The 16,462-nt window shown below is 72.7% G+C and carries 15 protein-coding genes; 12 read left to right on the top strand and 3 right to left on the bottom strand.

Going from position 1 to position 16,462, the window contains the following annotated elements; translation table 11 throughout:
• Window positions 1–65: 65 nt before the first annotated feature.
• Both GA0070623_RS07115 and GA0070623_RS07110 read right to left on the bottom strand, forming a co-directional pair.
• On the bottom strand, window positions 66–1,178 hold the full coding sequence (locus GA0070623_RS07115) for a sensor histidine kinase (protein ID WP_067302391.1): 1,113 nt from the start codon (window positions 1,176–1,178) through the stop codon (window positions 66–68).
• On the bottom strand, window positions 1,175–1,834 hold the full coding sequence (locus tag GA0070623_RS07110) for a response regulator transcription factor (protein WP_067302394.1): 660 nt from the start codon (window positions 1,832–1,834) through the stop codon (window positions 1,175–1,177). The genes GA0070623_RS07115 and GA0070623_RS07110 overlap by 4 nt, the downstream gene beginning before the upstream one ends.
• Before the next feature lie 187 nt (window positions 1,835–2,021).
• Between GA0070623_RS07110 and GA0070623_RS07105 the strand changes: the two genes are divergently transcribed.
• The 12 genes from GA0070623_RS07105 to GA0070623_RS07050 all read left to right on the top strand — a co-directional run bounded on the left by GA0070623_RS07105 (window position 2,022) and on the right by GA0070623_RS07050 (window position 15,093).
• Window positions 2,022–2,870: a S1 family peptidase gene (locus GA0070623_RS07105; protein ID WP_067302397.1), complete on the top strand. Its 849-nt coding sequence runs from the start codon at window positions 2,022–2,024 to the stop codon at window positions 2,868–2,870.
• A 102-nt stretch (window positions 2,871–2,972) separates the two neighbouring features.
• Window positions 2,973–4,388 carry an FGGY-family carbohydrate kinase gene (locus tag GA0070623_RS07100; protein ID WP_067302400.1) on the top strand — a complete coding sequence of 472 codons (1,416 nt, stop codon included), beginning with the start codon at window positions 2,973–2,975 and terminating at the stop codon, window positions 4,386–4,388.
• A 190-nt stretch (window positions 4,389–4,578) separates the two neighbouring features.
• Window positions 4,579–6,159, top strand: coding sequence for a phenylacetate--CoA ligase family protein (locus GA0070623_RS07095; RefSeq protein ID WP_067302403.1), 1,581 nt, complete (start codon window positions 4,579–4,581; stop codon window positions 6,157–6,159).
• On the top strand, window positions 6,156–6,602 hold the full coding sequence (locus GA0070623_RS07090; RefSeq protein ID WP_231932703.1) for a DUF4188 domain-containing protein: 447 nt from the start codon (window positions 6,156–6,158) through the stop codon (window positions 6,600–6,602). The genes GA0070623_RS07095 and GA0070623_RS07090 overlap by 4 nt, the downstream gene beginning before the upstream one ends.
• The gene (locus GA0070623_RS07085; RefSeq protein ID WP_067302406.1) at window positions 6,599–7,687 is read left to right on the top strand and encodes a GNAT family N-acetyltransferase; all 1,089 of its coding nucleotides are present in this window, start codon (window positions 6,599–6,601) and stop codon (window positions 7,685–7,687) included. Before GA0070623_RS07090 ends, GA0070623_RS07085 begins: the two co-directional genes overlap by 4 nt.
• On the top strand, window positions 7,688–8,677 hold the full coding sequence (locus GA0070623_RS07080; protein WP_067302409.1) for a nitroreductase family protein: 990 nt from the start codon (window positions 7,688–7,690) through the stop codon (window positions 8,675–8,677).
• A gap of 197 nt (window positions 8,678–8,874) precedes the next feature.
• Window positions 8,875–9,450 carry a hypothetical protein gene (locus GA0070623_RS07075; RefSeq protein ID WP_231932702.1) on the top strand — a complete coding sequence of 192 codons (576 nt, stop codon included), beginning with the start codon at window positions 8,875–8,877 and terminating at the stop codon, window positions 9,448–9,450.
• 670 nt (window positions 9,451–10,120) lie between these two features.
• Window positions 10,121–11,578: a hypothetical protein gene (locus GA0070623_RS07070; RefSeq protein ID WP_197700059.1), complete on the top strand. Its 1,458-nt coding sequence runs from the start codon at window positions 10,121–10,123 to the stop codon at window positions 11,576–11,578.
• A gap of 39 nt (window positions 11,579–11,617) precedes the next feature.
• Complete coding sequence (locus GA0070623_RS07065) at window positions 11,618–12,418, top strand: AfsA-related hotdog domain-containing protein (protein WP_067302414.1); 801 nt, start codon at window positions 11,618–11,620, stop codon at window positions 12,416–12,418.
• Window positions 12,415–13,122: an HAD family hydrolase gene (locus tag GA0070623_RS07060; protein ID WP_067302417.1), complete on the top strand. Its 708-nt coding sequence runs from the start codon at window positions 12,415–12,417 to the stop codon at window positions 13,120–13,122. Before GA0070623_RS07065 ends, GA0070623_RS07060 begins: the two co-directional genes overlap by 4 nt.
• An 89-nt stretch (window positions 13,123–13,211) precedes the next feature.
• Entirely contained in the window at window positions 13,212–14,129 is a 918-nt protein-coding gene (locus tag GA0070623_RS07055) for a zinc-dependent alcohol dehydrogenase family protein (RefSeq protein WP_197700058.1), read from the top strand.
• Window positions 14,130–14,355: 226 nt separating this feature from the next.
• On the top strand, window positions 14,356–15,093 hold the full coding sequence (locus GA0070623_RS07050) for an AfsR/SARP family transcriptional regulator (protein ID WP_172898374.1): 738 nt from the start codon (window positions 14,356–14,358) through the stop codon (window positions 15,091–15,093).
• A gap of 170 nt (window positions 15,094–15,263) precedes the next feature.
• Here the strand turns inward: GA0070623_RS07050 and GA0070623_RS07045 are convergent, their stop codons facing one another.
• Window positions 15,264–16,316 (bottom strand): methyltransferase, encoded by a 1,053-nt coding sequence (locus tag GA0070623_RS07045; protein ID WP_084261059.1) that lies wholly within the window; start codon window positions 16,314–16,316, stop codon window positions 15,264–15,266.
• Between the last annotated feature and the right edge of the window lie 146 nt (window positions 16,317–16,462).

The following is a 16,462-nucleotide window of genomic DNA, read 5'->3' as shown; positions in this document are numbered from 1 at the left end:
GCCGCCGGCCGGACGCTGCCGCCGGTCGGCGGCGGTGACAACGGTGGCGTGGGCTGTGCGGCGGATCAGCCGTCGGCCCCGGTGGCGGGGGCGTCGGCCACCGGCGGGAAGGTGACCTGGACCCGCAGCCCGTCCCGGCCGGTGGAGGAGGCGGCGATGACGCCCTCGTGCGCCCGGGTGATCGACCGGGCGATGGCCAGTCCGAGGCCCGCGCCGCCGCTGTGGTCGATGCGCCTGCCGGACCGGCGGCGGAACGGCTCGAACAGGGCGGCGACCTCGTCCGGGGGGATGTCGTCGCCGGTGTTCCCGACGACCAGCGCCGGATTCGCACCGACCCGCACCTCCAGGGTGCCCCCGGGGCGGTTGTACTTCAGACCGTTCTGCACCAGGTTGACCACCAGCCGTTCCAGCAGCACCTGCTCCCCGGCGACCAGCCGGGGCGCCAGCCGGCTGACGACCGTGACGCCGGCCTCCTCGGCCCGGGCGCGGTGGGCGTCGAGCACCGTCTCGACGATCCGGTCGAGCCGCAGTGGGGTACGGGTGAGCAGGCCACGGTCGCTCTCGCTGAGCACCAGCAGCCCCTCGATCAGGCGCTCGTTGCGCTCGTTGGTCTCCAGCAGCTGGGCGGCGAGCAGCGCGAGCTGGGCGTCGTCGAGGGTCCGGGCCAGGCCCACCTCGATCAGGGTGCGTTGGACGGCGAGCGGGGTGCGCAGCTCGTGGGAGGCGTCCGCAGCGAACCGACGCTGGGCCTCGTAGCCCACCGCTATCCGGTCCATCATCTCGTCGATGGTGCGGCCCAGGACGGCCAGTTCGTCGCGGCCGGGGCCGGGCCTGAGCCGGTGGCCGAGGTTCTGCGGCCCGACGTTGGCGATCACCGGGACGAGGTCCCGCAGCGGACGCAGGCACCAGCGGACGGCCGGGTAGCCGACGGCCAGCAGCGCCAGCAGCACGACCGTCACGGCGACGGCCAGCGGGATGCGCGGCCGCCGGAACACCTGGACGCAGACGAAGGAGGAGTCCTCGCCCGGCGCCCGCAACTCGGGCGTGGCGCACCAGGACGGGCCGAACTCCCGCCACAGCGCGAGCAGCAGCTCGGCGGCCGTCGTCACGAACGGGGACACGAGCAGGAGCGCCCCGAGCACCAGGAGCATCCGCCGGGCCGGTGAGGGGAGGCTCATGCCCCGAGCCGGTAGCCGACGCGGGGCAGGGTGTGGATCACCGGCGGGTCGCCGAGCTTACGGCGCAGGGTCATCACGGTGGTCCGTACCGTGTTGGTGAACGGGTCGGTGTGTTCGTCCCAGGCCTGCTCCAGGAGGTCCTCGGCGCTCACCACCCGGCCCCCGGCGCGCATCAGCACGTGCAGCACGGCGTACTCCTTCGGTGACAACGACAGGGCCAGCCCGTCGCGGGAGGCCGTGTGCCGGGTGACGTCCAGCACGATGCCGTCCTGCTCCAGCACCGGGGGCAGCGCCGGGGTGGAGCGCCGGGACAGCGCCTGCAACCGGGCGACCAGCTCGGCGAAGGCGAACGGTTTGGTCAGGTAGTCGTCCGCACCCAGGCCGAGACCCTCGACGCGTTGCCGGATGCCGGCCGCGGCGGTCAGCAGCAGCACCCGGGTGCCGGTGTCGGAGTCGGCGATCCACCGGCACACCTCGTCGCCGGTCCGGCCGGGCATGTCCCGGTCGAGGACGGCCACGTCGTAACGGTTGACCGCGAGCCGGTCCAGGGCGCTGTCACCGTCGTAGACCACGTCGACGGCCATGGACAACCGGCGCAGCCCTTGGGCCACCATGTCGGCCAGCACCCGCTCGTCGTCGGCCATCAGCACCCGCACCGCGTCCCCTTTCCGTCGTTTCCCCCCTGCCCGGGACCGCCCGCAAGGCTGGCATCAGTCGGATAAAGAACCGATAAGGGCGCCCCTGACGCTCCGTGGACGACCGGGGCCGCAGCATCGGTGCGTTCCCGTCCTCCGCGCGTACAGGCTGGTGAAACCCGTGCTCCGACTCGCCACACAGTGTGTCATGGTCGCCCTGACGGCCCTGGCGGTTGCCGTCGCCCCCGTCGCGGCCCGGCCGGCCTCGGCGATCGCCCACGGGGAGGACGCGGCCGACGGGGCGTACGGGTTCTCGGCCCGGCTGACCATGACCGGCCTGCCCGTGCCGGGTGGCGGCAGCCGGGACAGTTGGTGCTCGGGCGCGCTGATCGCCCCGCGCTGGGTGATCACCGCCGGCCACTGCTTCCGTACCCCCGACGGCCGGCGGGTCGGCCGGCTGGTGGCCGACCGGACCAGGGTCACGGTCGGCCGCACCGACCTGGGCGGCCGGGCCGGGTACGAGGCCGGGGCCGTCGCGGTCCACCAGGCGGACGCCGTCGACGTGGCCCTGGTCGAACTCGACACCGCGATCACCGACGTGCCGCCGGTGCGGCTCGCCGACGGGCCGCCGGTGGTGGGGGAGGTCCTCCGGCTGACCGGGTACGGCCTGACCACCGCCGACGGGCCCGCGCCGACGGACCGGCTCCAGACCGGCCGGTTCACCGTCGGCCGGGTCGGTGCCGACGTCGTCGAGACGACCGGCTGGCGGCCCCGCGCGGACACCAGCCCGTGCCCGCACGACTCCGGCGGCCCCTACTTCCGGGAGCAGCCGGACGGCACGGCCGTGCTGGTCGCGGTCGTCAGCACCGGCCCGGGATGCCCGCACCCCGGTCCCGACTTCAGCGCCCGTACCGACGTCCTCGCCGACTGGATCGCCGACACGACCGGTCCGGCCGACGGCCGGATCCGCTGGCTGTCGGCCGGGGTGGGCGCGGGGGTACTGCTGGTGCTGCTGTCGGTGGTCCTGGCGGTACGCCGCCGGCGGGCCGGGCCTTGACAGCGCACCGGCCCGACCAAATAATTCATCCATTGAACAAATAGGGGGCCGACGGACTCCGGCCCATCCGCCGCCCATCCCGCCGATCCCCAGGGAGGACCGGTGCCCCTCGTCGCCGGCGTCGACTCGTCGACCCAGTCGTGCAAGGTCGTGATCCGGGACGCCGAGACCGGGACGCTGGTGCGCGAAGACCGCGCCCCGCACCCCACCGGCACCGCCGTGCCGCCCGCCGCATGGGAGGCCGCCCTGGCCGAGGCGGTGACCCGGGCCGGCGGACTGGACGACGTGGCGGCCCTGTCGGTCGCCGGCCAGCAGCAGGGCATGGTGTGCCTGGACGCCGACGGCACGGTGGTCCGGGACGCCCTGCTGTGGAACGACACCCGCTCGGCCGCCGCCGCCACCGAGCTGATCGCGGATCTCGGCGGCGGTGACACCGGGCGGCGGGCCTGGGCGACGGCGGTCGGTCTGGTGCCGGTGGCCAGCTTCACCGTCAGCAAGCTGCGCTGGCTCGCTCGCGTCGAACCGGACAACGCGCGCCGGACCGCCGCCGTGTGCCTGCCGCACGACTGGCTGACCTGGCGGCTGGCCGGCGCACCGGAGCTCGCCGCGCTGCGCACCGACCGCAGCGAGGCCAGCGGGACCGGCTACTGGTCGGCGGCGGCCGGCACGTACCGCGGGGACCTGGTCGGATTGGCCCTCGGCCGGGAGGACGTGCTGCTGCCGCAGGTGCTCGGGCCGAGCGACCGGGCCGGGCAGTCGCTCACCGGAGCGGCGCTGGGAGCCGGGGCCGGCGACTGCGCGGCGGCGGCCCTCGGCGTCGGCGCGGAACCGGGCGACATGATCGTCTCGATCGGCACCTCCGGGATCGTGTCCACGGTGTCCGACGTGCCGGCCGCCGATCCGAGCGGCATCGTGGCCGGCTTCGCCGACGCGACCGGCCGGTTCCTGCCGCTGGTGTGCACCCTCAACGCCGCCCGGGTGCTGGACGCGACCGCCGCCGTGCTGCGGGTCGACCACGCCGGGCTGTCGGCCCTGGCGCTGTCCGCCCCGCCGGGCGCGGACGGGCTGGTCATGGTGCCCTACCTGGAGGGGGAGCGCACCCCGGACCGTCCGCACGCCACCGGCGCGGTGCACGGCCTGACCGTGCGTACCGCCACCCCCACGCACCTGGCCCGCGCGGCGGTGGAGGGCATGCTGTGCGCGCTCGCGGACGGGCTGGACGCCATGGTCGCGCAGGGCACGACGGTCGACCGGGTGATCCTGGTCGGCGGCGGCGCCCGCTCCGAGGCGGTGCGCCGGATCGCCCCCACCGTCTTCGGCCGCCCCGTGCTCGTCCCCCCGCCGGGGGAGTACGTCGCCGACGGCGCCGCCCGTCAGGCGGCCTGGATGCTGTCGGGCCGGCGGCAACCCCCACCGTGGACGGCCGGCGCGGTGCGGAGGCACGAGGCGGACGCGGTGCCGACGGTCCGCGACCGGTACGCCGCAGCCCGGACGAGCATCCTCGACCGCGCCGGCTGACCCGGGAACACCGGCCCCGCCGCCGGGCCGCGCCCCGGCCCCTGTGTCTCCGCCGGGCCGCGCCCCGGCCCCGGCACCGCAGCCGGGCCGCGCCCGGCCCCGCGTCGCCACCCGACCGAGTAGGGGTACTCAGTACCGCACCGTATCCGGCCTCAGGATCCGGCGCGACGGCCCAGACAGGATGCTTGTCATGGCCGAGCTACCGCACCGCCCCGTCGCCCTGCGTACCGTCGAATCGCCGTTGCCGGCCGTGGTGGCGCACGGCCGGTCGGTCGGGACGGGTGCCCTCGGCCGGACGGTCGCCGCGCTGAGCCGGCTCGTCGGTCGCCACCCGGCCGGCTGGCGCTGGGTGGCCCGGCGGCACCACCCGGCGCTGGACGGGCTGGCCGAAGCGCACGCCCGGGCGGTCTGCGCCCGCGCCGCCCGGCAGGTCCCCGCCTACCGGGACTTCCTGCGCGCCCGCCCGGCCGCCGCCCGCCGCCGGCTCACCGACTTCCCGGAGACCGACAAGCACAGCTACGTGGTGGCCCACGACGCCGCCGCCCGCTGCCGGCACGGACGGTTGCCCACCCGGGGTGTGGTCGTCGACGAGTCGGCCGGCTCGGCCGGGCGGCCGTTCAACTGGCCCCGCAGCGAGCGGGAACTCCGCGCCGTGCACCGGGACATCGCCGGCTACACCGGACTGGTCTTCCCGATGCGCCGGCCGTTCGTCATCAACGCCTACTCGATGGGGGCCTGGGCGACCGGGACGACGACCGGCGCGGCGATGGCCCGGATCGCGGTGGTGAAGAACACCGGCCCCGACCTCGGAAAGATCATCGACACGCTGCGGGAGTTCGGCCCCGACTTCGACTACCTGGTGACCGCCTACCCGCCGTTCCTCAAGCACCTGCGCGACCGGCTCGACGCCGAGGACTTCCCCTGGTCCCGCTACCGGATCTCGGCCAGCTGCGGCGGCGAGGGGATGACCGAGGCGCTGCGCGACTACCTGGAGCAACGCTTCGACCTCGTCCGGTCGGCGTACGGGGCGTCCGACCTGAGCATCGGCATCGGCGCGGAGACCCGGTTCACGGTGTGGCTACGTCGCCGCCTGCAGACCGACCGGGGGCTGCGCGACGCCCTGCTCGGCGCGGACGAGCAACGGTTGCCGATGGTGTTCCAGTACAACCCGTTCGCCACCTTCCTGGAGACCAACGAGCGGCGGGAGCTGCTCTGCACGGTCACCGGCGGTGACGTGCTCCAGCCCCGGCTGCGGTACAACGTCGGGGACGAGGCGCTGCTCGTGTCGTACCGGCGGGTCGTCGAGCTGGTGGAGGCCGACCCGGTACGCCGGGCCGAACTGCGCACCGCGCTCGCCGCCGAGCGGATGACCCTGCCGCTGCTGATGCTCTTCGGCCGCAGCGACTCCACGGTCTCCTACCTCGGCGCGAACCTCTACCCGCAGGACGTCGAGTACGGCCTCTACGCCGGCAACCCGTCGGCCGCCGAGATCAGCCGGTTCTGCCTGGCCCTGGTCGAGGACGCGACGCTGGAGACCCGGCCGGTGATCCACCTCGAACTGCGCCGCCCGCTGACCGCCCCGCAACGCGCCGCCCTCGCCGACGCCTGCCGCCAGGGGGTACGCCGGCACCTGGCCACCGTGTCGCGGGACTTCGCCCAGTCCCTGGTGGAGGACTCCACCGCCGGGGACCTGCGGATCGAGCTGCACGAACCCGGCACCGGCCCGTTCGCCGGCCAACAGAAGATCAAGAACAGCTACCTGGTGAGGTGACCGTGCGTACCCGTGACTTCTCCCGAGCCCCCGCGCAGGCCCGCGCCGGCGCCATGTTCATCGGCGGCACCCGCTACACCAACCCGCTGGTGCTGCTGAGGCTGGCCCCGTCCTGGTTCCGGATGCTGCGCGACATGCGCCGGATGAACGGCTACTGCTGGCACACCGTCTACTGGCAGTTCCCGCTGACCCTCGGCACCATCGCGTTCTTCACCGACCGCGACGCGATGCTGCGCTTCGCCCGCACCCGGCACCACCGCCGGCTGATGCTCTGGCTGACCGACGGCACCCGCAACGCCACCGCCGGCTTCATCCGGCTCTACACCGCCAGCCCCGACGGCTACTCCAACGGCACCTGGCGGGCCGAGGGCACCGAGATGGGGCACATCGACACCTTCACCCCGCTGGGCGCGGAGACGACCGGGCCGGCGGTGCGCCGATGAGCCCCGCCCGGCACCGCTTCGAGCGGGTCACCGACCGCCGCGACCTGCGCCGCTTCCTGGCCTTCGGTGACCGGCTGTACGCCGGCGAACCCCGCCACGTGCCGGTGCCCCGGCAGCAGATCCGCCGCTGGTGGCGTGACGGCGTGCCGCTGTACCTGCTGCGCGACGCCGCCGGCACGGTGGTCGGCCGGACCACCCTGCACACCGACGCCGCCTTCGACGCCAAGCTCGGCCGCCGGTGCCAGCTCTTCGGGCTCACCGAGTTCACCGAGCCGGCCGCGGGACCGCTGTTCGACGCGATCTCCGAACACGCCGGCACCGACCGGGAACTGCTGTTCGGCCCGGTGGCCCTGCTGCCCAACCAGGCCGGCGGGGTGATCACCTCCGGGCACGCCGAGCGGGGCTTCGTCGACAGTGCCTGGAACCCACCGTGGTACGCCACCGCCTACGAGGCGTACGGGTTCGGCCGCCGGTTCGAGTCCGACACCTGGATCTGCCCGGTGCCCGCCCCGGCGGAGCCGGCCCCGCCGGTGCAGGTCGACCGGGACGGCGCGCGGATCGCGCTGCACCACGGCGACGTCCGGCGGCTCGACGAGCAGCTCGACCTGCTGCGCGGGATGCTCAACGCCTCCTTCGCCCAGCTCGGGTACTACACGCCGATCTCCGCCGCGCAGTTGCGGCGACAGACCGACGGGCTGGCGTACCTGCTGGACGAGTCGTTGCTGCTCTACCTGACCCGGGACGACCGCCCGGTGGCCTTCGTGCTCTGCGTACCCGACATCAGCGAGTTCCTGATCGCCGTCCGGGGCGACCTGCACCTGGTCAACCAGGCCCGGCTGCTGGCCGCCCGCCGCCGCTACCGCCGGGAGGCGGTGCTGATCGTCAAGGGGGTGCTCCCGCAGCACCAGGGCCGGGGCTACCAACGGCTGCTCGCCGCGCACCTGCACCGCAACCTGCACACCGCCGGCTACACCACGCTGCGCAGCACGTACGTCGGGCGGGACAACCCCGCCTCGGCCGCCCAGTACCGCCGGCTCGGCGGTCGCCCGCTGCACGGCTACACCTTCTACGCCAAGGAGCGGTAGGTGGACCTCGACGCGTTCCGGGCGCTCGAACCGTGGTGCTGGCGGGCACCGAGCGCCCACAACACCCAGCCCTGGCGGCTGCGCTACGACGCCGACGCGATCCGGATCGGCTGGGATCCCGCCCACACCCTGCCCGCCGCCGACCCCACCGGCCGGGACCTGCGGCTGTCCCTCGGCGCGTTCGTCGAGACCTGCCTGGTCGTCGCGGCCGATGCCGGCCTGCGGCTGGAGTACGCGGCCGACCACGACGAACGGCACCGCCGGGTGGGGTGGCTGCGGCCCGCCGCCGACCGCTACCCGACCCCCTTCCGCACCACTGACGTGTGGGAACGCCGGACCCACCGGGGCGGTCTCGCCGGGGGCGTGGAGCGGGACACCCTCGCCGCGGTGGACGCGGTGGCCCGGCAGGCCGGCGGAGCCGTCCGGACCGTGCCGCCCGCCGGTCGGCTCGGCGCCCTGCTGCGCGCCGCCGACCGGCGGCTCTACGCGGACCCGACGGTCGTCGCCGAGCTGCGCCGCTGGCTGCGGCTGGACCCCGCACACCCGGACTACCACGCCGACGGGCTCACCGACCGGTGCCTGGGGCTGTCGCGGCCCGCCGCCACCGGGCTGCGGGTGGCGCTGGCCGGGTACCCGGTGCTGCGTCCGCTGGGACTGCCGCGGCTGCTCGCCGTCGCCGCCGGCGACCCGCTCGCCCACGGCGGCGCCGTCCTGGTCCTGCTCGCCCCGGAACACCTCGACCGGCCCGGCGAGGTGGAGTTCGGCCGGGTGCTGCTGCGCAACTGGCTGCTCCTGCACACGGCGGGGCTGGCCGCCCATCCACTCAGCCAGCTCATCGACGTCCCCGCCACCCGGACCGCACTCGGCGCGTTGCTCGACGTCGCGCCGCACCGGCTGCTGCACGTCATCCGGGTGGGCCGGCCCCTGTTCCCCGCGCCCCGGTCGGCCCGCCGGACCACCGACCGCGCGGGACCGGCCCCGGTGCCCTGACGACGCCCACCGGCGCGGGCCGGCCCGGTCCGGTGGGCAGGTGGCCGTGGCCGCCGGGTATCGACCGGTCCCGATGGGAGCGGCTAGGCTGCGGGCAGGCTCCAGCCAGGCAGGGGGACAGCGTGTCACGCCGTACCGGTAGGCCGTCTTACCAGCTGTCCACGCCCGACTCGGGTCGGCGTCAGCGGCTCGCCGTCATGGTGGCGGTCGGGCTCGTCATCGCTGTGCTGGGCGGTGCCGTGGGGTACGCGGCCGGTCGCCCGGACGAGGTCGAGTCGACCGTCGCCGACATCCGGCGGGCCGAGGCAGAGCGGGACAGTGCGCAGATCGTCGAGCTGACCGCGACCGCCCGCCGCCTCCGGGAGGAGATCTCGCCCGTCCTCGGCGCGCTGCGGGCGGACCCGCCCGCCGACCGGCGACCCGGCCCGGAGCAGGCCCGCCGGTGGCGCGAGACCCTGCGACGGGCGGTGGAGGTGTTCGCCGACCCGCCGTCGGGCGCGACCGCCACCAACGTGGCGCGCGGCGGGCTGCGCAGCGCCGTGGAGCAGACGTCCCTCGCCGTCGAGTCGTACCTGCTGGCGGTCACCGGGCCGCCCGGCCAGCGCGCCGCACTGACGGAGCTGGCGAAACGGCAGGCCGACCAGGCCGCCGCCGCCTGGTCCGTCGCCGCGACCCAGCTCGATCAGGTCAACGTCGACGGTGGTCAGGGCCATCAGCACGTCTACCTGGAGGGGGACCACCACGACGGGGCCGAGGAGGGCTCCGGCGGATGACCGGCCTGCCGGCCGACCGGCGGTAAGCGCAGCGGAGGCCGGGTCGTGTGCCGGGTTCACCGCCGGGGCGGGACCGTCCCGGTGCGCCCGTCGCCGGCACGACGTCGCGCGGCCGGGAGCCCATGGCCATGGCGGTGCCGCGCGAGGTGTCCGGGCTCGACGTCCACATCGGTCACCACCACAGTGCAGGTTATTGACCTCGACATTGCCGAGAGTAGGCAGATATTCGCTCATCGTGAACATTCCTCGGGGGCGGGGTGGCGGCGGTGGCACCTCAGCCGGTAAGACAGGTGATTCATGCCTGTTCATGTCTTGAGGGGGGCGCGTGCCGTCTAAGCCCCGTCCGCTGCCGGTCGAGCGCCCCGACGACCCCGTGCCCGCCAGGCTCCGGTCCGTCCCGGCCCGGCCCGGACGGTCGCCGTCACCGGCCCGTCGCGGTACCGACCGGCAGGTACCCGGCTCCGCGGCGGCCGGTGGAGACCCCACCACCGCCGCGCCCTGGCCCTGTCGCCGTGAACTGCCCACCTCCGTGGTGATCCGCGAGGGTCCGACCGTCGTCCGCTGAGGATGGTGACGGCGATTCCTATCGACCTATGTCGGTCCGCCCGGGCGCCAGGTTGTTGGTGAGCACGGTGCGGACGGCGTGTTCCACGGGGGAGTATGCGTTGGCGTGCTCAGTAGAGCCGACATGAGCCGGCAGACCAAGCCGGGTGACAAGGCCTATCGCACCGGACTACGCGGCCGGCTCACCGCGCTGGGGGTGGCCGACGAGCACGTCCCCGCCTGGGTGGCCCGCGATCTGATCCAGGAGTGCCGGCTACGCCCGAGGACGGCGTGGCGGCTGGCGTCGGAGCTGTCGCTGGAGATGGCGGCGCACCGGTACAACGTGGTGCACGGGGATCCGCGCGCCGGCATGCGCGGATCCCGGATCTGGGAGTACGAGAAGTGGCCGGACCGCGGCGTGCGGCCAACCCTGCCCACCCTGCGCATCCTGGCTCAGGTCTACGGCACGGAGTGCGGCTCCCTGATTGACCTGCGGGACCTGGAGAGCCTGCGGCCCAAGGAACTGGCCGAGTACCGGTCGGTGTTTCACGAGACCGCGACCGTGTCGCAGCCCGCAGCCGTGGCACGCCGGTCGTGGGGATCCCCGGCGACGGACCCGCATCCCGACGGGGAAGTGCTGGCCGAGGCGGTGAACCTCACCAAGACGAACGTCGACGACGTGCAGATCGAGGACCTGTGGTCCGAGATGAACAGTCTCGGCGATGCCTATCCACGGATGTCACCGGCGTCCGTGCTCCGCCAACTGTCCGTGATGCGCGCTCGTCTCTCGACCCTGATCGAGGGACGACAGCGGCCCAAACAGACCAGGGACCTCTACCTGCTGAGTGCGAAGTGCTGCGCGATGATGGCCTGGACCGCAGCGGATCTCGGTCGGTACGACCTCGCGCAGGAACTCAACTCTGCCGCGTGGCTCTACGGCTCGTATGCCGACGACCAGCTCGCCCGACGGCAGGTCCGGAGTTCGCAGGCGCGGGTGGCGTACTGGGCGGGCAACGGCGTCGAGTCGGCCCGACTGGCCGCCGACGGCCTGCGGTATCGGGTGAACAGGTCGGTCACCGATCTGCCGCTCATCCTGGCGGAGGCCCGGGGCTGGGCCGGCGTACAGGCCGAACGACAGGTGCTCGATGCCATCGGCCGCTGGTCGCGGATCGAGGACACCGATCTCACGGTCGCCGACGAGGACCGGTTCTTCAACATCAGCAAGGATCGGCGGCATTACATGGCCGGGACGTCGCTGTTGTCGGTGGGACGTACCGATCTGGCTCTCGCCGAACTCCGTACGGCTCGTGAGGAGCACCTGACGCTCCCACCCGAACAGCGGTGGGAGGCGATGGAACTGATGATCCAGATCGACACCGGTCGGGCCTATCTACGGCTCGGCGAACTCGACGGGGCCGCCGAGGAACTCGAATCGTTCCTCGAAGCCGACGTGGCTCCGCGCCCGGACATGGTTCGGTCGATGCTGCGTGTGGTCACCACCGAACTCGCCGGCTTCCGTTGGCACGGCTCGGCGATGGCCCAGGCGTTGGTCGAGGCCCTGTTGGACGTGTGCACGTCATTCTGACCTTGGCGTCAGATCCGTACCGGCGACGAAGGGGAGACCATGCTCTACGAATCGGCTGACGCGCCGCTGCCGGGCGACCCGCGCATCGCGCGTGACGTCAAGCACGTCATCCTGGTCGCTACCCGGTTCGCGCAGTTCGCTGACGGCGACCGGGTGCTGACTGTCCCGGACCTGGTCGCGGCACGATCGGCTCGGCGTGCCCCGGCGTCGGGCCGGGAATGGGTGGTCCACCTGGGGCAGGGGGTGGAACAATCCGAACTGCGACCTCTGTTGACACATGGACGCGGCGTGCGTCTCGCCGAGTCGGCCTCGGTCCCGGTACCTCTGGTGGCACCGGCCACGGTGCACAAGCAGCGGTCGGAGAACGTCCTGCTCGCCGGCCTGCGACATCCGACCGGCAACCGCTGCTCGGCCGACCTGCGCATCCACCGGGACAACGAACTGGTCCTGGACCACCACAGCAGGCAGCATGTCCCGGGCATGGTGATCATCGAGGCGGTGCGCCAGATCTGCACCGCCCAGTTCGAGACCGCGTGCCGCACGGACCTGCCGGCCTGCGACTACGCGGGGGTGTGGCACCGGATCGACGTGCGCTTCGACAGTTTTCTGTTCGCCCTGCCCGCCGAGGTGAGTTCCGACATCACCGCCGCCGACCTGAGACGGAAGCACTCGCCCCGCTTCCGGGCGGTCGCGTCCGTACGGCAGAACGGCGGTGTCGTCGCGACGGCCGAGATCGAGTACTCGATGATCGAGCGCCGCCGGATCGATCTGGTGGAGAACCGCCGGTCGAGGCAGGCGGCCGACAGCGTGCTGGCCGCGTCGACCGGCAGGCGGGCATGACACCCGCACGGTGCCACCTCCGCCTTGTCGCGGTCGACTGCGACGGCGTGCTCCTCGACGACACCTACCTGGCCGTCATCGAGCGGTTCGTTCTTCGCCACGGCGGCCGGTACGACGAGCGGGCCGAACGGGACATCGTCGGCCTGCGGGACACTGTCGTCGCCGACCGGGTCGCCAGGCTGTGTGGGCTCGACCAGCCGGTCGAAGCGACGCTGTCCGCGCTCTGGTCGGAACGGCAGCGTTACCTCCAGGAGTATCCGATCCGGATGGCCGATCACGTCGTCGCGTTCCTGACCGGGCTGCGGACGCTCGGCGTGCGGGTGGTCTGCTACGGCGGGCGTACCCGGGAGCACACGTTCGACCGGTACCTGGGGCACCTGGCGGGCCTGTTTGACGCCGAGCATCCGTACGTCAGCGTCAACGAGCACCGGCCGGGCGTCGCGTGGGTCGTGCGCGACGTCGTCGGCTGCGGGTTCGACGAGGCGGTCTTCGTCGACGACGTCAGCCGGGTTGCGTGGGCCGCGCGGAGGCTCGGCTGCGGGTTCATCGGCCTGCCCGGCAGCGCCGCCCACCGCCGGCAGCGGCGGTTCATGGTGGAGGCCGGAGTGCGGCACATCGTGGACTCGCTCGACCAGATCACCCCGGCGCTGCTCGCCCGGATCGACGAGGAACTCGTCGGTTCGTGTCACTGGCGCACGGCGTGAGGTACTTCTGCGTACCGCGGCCGGGTGTCGGGCTGACCCTTCGGGAAGGCGCGGTTCCGGAGCCGGGGGACGGGCAGGTGCTGGTCCGTATGCGTGCCTGGTCCCTCAACTTCCGCGATCTGCTGATCGCCGAGGGTCGGTATCCGAGGCCGGTGAAGCCCGACGTGGTAGCCCTCTCCGACGGAGCCGGTGAGATCGAGCGGCTCGGTCCGGGCGTGACCCGCTGGTCGGCGGGGGACCGGGTGATCGGCACCTACTTCCCGCGCTGGTTATCCGGAACGGGTAAGCCGGAGCGGACCGCGTACGACCTCGGGGGCGCGGTCGACGGGGTGCTGGCCGAGTACGTCGTCTTCGGTGAGGATGCTCTGGTCGCGGTGCCGGCGCAGCTCGACTTCGCGGAGGCCGCGACGTTGCCCAGCGCCGGGGTGACGGCATGGCGGGCGGTGGTCGAGGAGGGTCGGGTGAAACCCGGCGACGACGTGCTTACTATGGGTAGTGGCGGTCTCTCGACGTTCGCCCTGCAGTTCGCGGTGCTGGGCGGTGCCAGGGTGATCGCCACCTCCGGCTCGGACGGCAAACACGAGCGCCTGCGGGCGCTCGGTGCCGCCGACGTGATCAACCACGTCAGGACACCCGGATGGGGAACGGCGGCGGCCGGGCTCACCCCGGGCGGGGTGGACCATGTCGTTGACGTCGGCGGTGCCGGAACTCTGGCCCAGTCGCTCCTGGCCGCCCGCGTCGGTGGGCGCATCAGTATCGCCGGGGTGCTGAAGCACGGTGGCGGGGTCGATCCACTACTGATCCTGGCCAAGCAGCTCACGCTGAGAGGACTCACCAACGCCAGCCGGGAGACGTTCGAGCGGATGAACCGGGCGGTCGAGCAGCACGGTCTGCATCCGGTGATCGACCGGCGGTTCGGCTTCGACGACATCAGCGCGGCGTACGCGTACCTGGCGACCGGGGCGCATGTCGGCAAAGTCGTCATCGTTGCAGACGGAAGAGGGTAGAACCCACCCGCTCCGGTGGGTAAATCATGCCGCCTCACCGGAATTCTCCGCTGGTCGGGGCACTGCACCTCACAGAAATCATGCTGTGTCGGCGGGAATGGTGGAGTGCGTAGCCAACGACCATAGTGGAGAGAGGTTAGAGATACCGGCCACCGTCGCTATTGACCTCGGGGGACTCGGCATGCGTGGTGAGCACATTCGAATTGGTCTTCTCGGTACGCTCGAGGTGTACGACCTCGGTCATCCGGAAAAGGAACGCCTGGTGCACATCAGCGCGGCGAAGCCCCGGCAGGTGCTGGCGACGCTGGCTGCCAACGCCGACACGGTGGTCACCATGGACCAGCTGATCGACGAACTGTGGCCGGATCGGCCACCCAGCACCGTCAAGACAATCGTGCAGACATACGTGTACCAGCTCCGGAGAACATTCGGAGAGGCTTCCCGGTCCACCGCGGGCACGACGATACTGACCACCCGCCCAGGTGGGTACCTATTGAGCGTCCCAAAGGACAACGTCGACATTTTCCGGTTCCAGGACCTGATGGACCGGGGTCTGGCCGCGCTGCGGCTGGGAGAGCACGCGCGGGCCGCCGAACTGCTCCGCGACTCGCTGGCGTTGTGGCGTGGCCCGGTGCTGGCCGATCTGAATGTGGGCACCAACCTCCAAGGCCTGGCGGTCTACCTGGAGGAGCAGCGGCTGGAGGCGGTCTCGGCGCGTATCGAGGCCGACCTGGCCGGCGACCGGCACGGTGAGATCGTCGGCGAACTGCGCCGCCTGGTCTCGGCCCACCAGCTGCACGAGTCGTTCCACATCCGGCTGATGCAGGCCCTGTACCGGTGTGGGCGTCGCGGCGAGGCGCTGACGGTCTACCAGAAGCTCCGTGGGGTTCTCGACCACGAACTGGGGCTGGAACCGTCCTCCGAGGCGCAGCGTCTCCAGCAGGAGATCCTGGCCGGTCAGTGACGCCCAGGCCCGCCTGCGCGACGTGCGGGCGGGCCTGGGGGTGGGTCGGGAGGCGGGCGCGGAGTCGGCGGAGGCCCGGCGAGGGCGGCCGGGCTTTCGCCCTGGATCCGCAGGAGATCCGGGCGTCAGTGGCCCGCCGTCGCGCCGGATCCGCTGTGGTCACCGCCGGCTCACCCCGGGATCGAACTCTCGACCAGGTGTAGCAGCGGCCTGATTTCGGACACCCCGTCGAGGCGTAGCCCCGCCCGGCGGACGAGTTCGGTGACGCCGCTCCTGGTGTGCCGCCTGCCGTTGGTGTTGAGCAGGAACAGCAGGTCGATGCCGGTGGCGTACCTGATCTCCGGGCTGTCGTCGACGAGATTGGTGACGATCAGGACCCGACCACCGGGACGGCCCGCCACGGCGGCGTTGCGCAGCGCCGTGACCGTGCGGTCGTCGTCCCATTCCAGGATGCTCTTGAAGAGGTAGACGTCGGCCTCGACGGGGATCTCCTCCAGGCAGTCGCCGGCCAGCACCCGGGACCGTCCGGCGAGCGCCCCATCGGGCCGCAGCCGGGGGTCCGGTTCGGCGACGGCGGCCGGGAGGTCGACCAGCACCCCGTGCAGGTGCGGATTGCGCTCCAACAGCACCGAGAGGTTGTATCCCCGTCCACCGCCCACGTCGGCGATGGACGCGGCGGCCCGGAGATCGAGTGCGTCGGCGATGGAGGCGGAGGTGATCCGGCTGAGCTCGGTCTGGGAACGGTTGAACACCTCGGTCGACTCGGGCCAGACCTGGTGCAGATGCGAGAAGAAGTCGGCCCCGTACTTCTGTTCGAAGAGGCCGCTGCCGCCGTTGCGGACAGCCTCGTCGAGATGTGGCCAGAGTTCCCACGTCCAGGGCTCGGTGACCCAGAGCACCCAGTGCTTGAGGCTCTGCGGGTGGTCCTCGCGCAGGACCGACGACAGTGGCGTGTGCACGATGCCATGGTCGGTGGCGTCGAAGACCCCGTAGCACCTCAGGTTGCGCAGTAGGCGGTCGAGCACCGCGGTGTCGACCTTGAGGCTGCTCGCCAGGTCGGCCACCGGGACCGGAACGTCCCCGAGTTCGTCCGGCAGGCCGATCCGGAGGGCGGCCCGTAGCGCCGCGGGCGCGGCGGCGGCGAGGGCCAGCTCGCGCAACGCGGTGACCGGTGCATACCGGTCGTCGTGGGTGCGGGCGGTGCCGTGGTCTGCATGGCTCATCTGTCGTCCTGCCTCTGGAGGTCGGTGTCGAGGAGCGGAACCAGGATTAAAGGTATTTTTTTCCCTTAAAAGGGCGCTCAAGCTTGGCCCGAATCACGCTCGGGCCGACGCGGCGGTCGCCCGGTGCCCACGGCACGACGTCCCGG

The organism is Micromonospora rifamycinica (genome assembly GCF_900090265.1).
In the GTDB taxonomy this organism is placed as follows: Bacteria; Actinomycetota; Actinomycetes; order Mycobacteriales; family Micromonosporaceae; genus Micromonospora; species Micromonospora rifamycinica.
Note: the sequence above shows the minus strand (reverse complement) of the source record. Positions and strands in the feature narration are given on the sequence as shown.